1 protein-coding gene and 1 pseudogene are annotated in these 1,659 nt (G+C 58.3%); both read left to right on the top strand.

Features of this window, described 5'->3' with window-relative positions:
* Positions 1-318 (top strand): annotated as a pseudogene (locus tag ACXJ5O_RS26175) (ISKra4-like element ISMet1 family transposase); the annotation flags it as partial.
* 17 nt (positions 319-335) lie between these two features.
* Positions 336-1,376, top strand: a complete 1,041-nt coding sequence (locus tag ACXJ5O_RS26170; protein WP_457302456.1) for a hypothetical protein — start codon at positions 336-338, stop codon at positions 1,374-1,376.
* Positions 1,377-1,659: the final 283 nt, after the last annotated feature.

Here is a 1,659-nt window from a genome sequence, read left to right as displayed (position 1 = left end):
GAGCGTCTGTTTGACGGCGACATAGGACTGTCAATCGACGATGGCAAGAAGATCATGGCGGCGTTGCAGAGCGCGGTCGTGAACCATGAGTCGGAAACCTATTCCCTCTTTCGCCGGGTCTGCCCCGATTGCCACACGTTCCGGCGAGTCAAGGACTACACGACGCGCCGCATCCGAACGGTGTTCGGGATAGTGGAGGTTCGCAATCCCCGCTGGATGCTATGCCGGGATTGCTATCCGGGCATGGTCGTCGCCTTCGCGCCGCTGAATGAAATCTGCCCCGATCGGGCGACGCCCGAGATGATGGAACTGAACTGACGGCACGGCTGGGAAGCATGATGCCGTACCGGCAGGCGGCTCGCGTCCTTGCCGAATTCTTGCCTCTTGAGCCAACCGAGACGCATGCGACCGTGCGCAAGCGCACGATCAGGATCGGCGAACGGCTCGACGACCAGATTGCAGAGGAAGAATCGCGGGCAAGGCCTCCAACGGATGAACGACGCCAGCTGGAAATGCAGCTTCCTGGCGATCGACGCAAAGAGTTCGTCATCAGTATCGATACCGCTCACGTTCGCAGCGCCGATCGCAATTCAGCGGGCAACTTCGAACTCGTAGTGGCCAGATGCGGCCGCGGTGGGCGGGGCGAAGTTGGCGGCCGTTATTTCGTGACCGGGAGTACCGATCAAACGGCACTTCGGGGTCGCACCCTTCATGCCCTTCGGCGCGAAGGGTATTGCGGCTTTGGCGATGTCACGGTGATCTCGGATGGCGCTGAAATCCTCAAACGGTTGCCTCGCGCGATGCCGAGGCCGACAATCCACATCATCGATTGGTTTCACATGGCGATGAAAATTCAGCCAATGCAGCAGATCGCCGATCACCTCATTCGATCGCGATCGGGTCGTCTCGAAACCCTTCCTTCCATCGACAGAGATATCAGAGCCGTCAAATGGCATTTGTGGCACGGTCGCGTCGATCGCGCCATCCGTGAGCTTGAGCGGCTCTTGGCAACACTCAAGCATGCGCAGCGAGACGACGAATTCTCGATCGCACGGCTTCATAGCCTCGGGTTGCAGCTCCTGACCTATGTCCGTTCGAATCGCGGTGCGATCGTCAACTATGGGAAGCGCTATCGTGCCGAGCTTCGCGTCGCCACCACCCTCGCCGAGTCGGCGGTGAATTCACTTGTCGCCAAGCGGATGGTCAAGAAGCAGCAGATGCGCTGGTCCCTCCATGGTGCTTACATGCTCATGCAGGTTCGGACGGCTGAACTGAAGGGCGAGCTTTGCGATCGACTGCGGACACCATTCCGACAACCAGAGCCGAACATACCTTCACTGTTCAAACCTAAACCACCCCTCTTGCGTGACGCGTGAACCCCAGAGAGGTTACCGGTCTCCAACAAATTCACTTCATCAGCTCACCGCCAACTTCGTCAGGCTGCCATGCAAGCATGGCGCGAAGTCGCATGCCTCAAGAACGCTTCGTCGAGAGATCAAAGACCGAAACGGATCTCAGCGAACGTTAAGGTAACACTACCGCGACCAGATCTCGAAACCGGCGGCGTGCGTTGGTAGCATAAGCGGTGTGGGGCGGGGAATTCCTCCGAGGCGAAAAGCTCTCCGATCAACTTGTTAACCCCATTGGAATACTTGTCAA

Source organism: Phyllobacterium sp. P5_D12 (assembly GCF_054049495.1).
Note: the sequence above shows the minus strand (reverse complement) of the source record. Positions and strands in the feature narration are given on the sequence as shown.

Excerpts from the sequence above, each read along its gene's own strand:
- ACXJ5O_RS26170 (WP_457302456.1), top strand. The coding sequence starts at position 336 with ATGATGCCGTACCGGCAGGCGGCTCGCGTCCTTGCCGAATTCTTGCCT.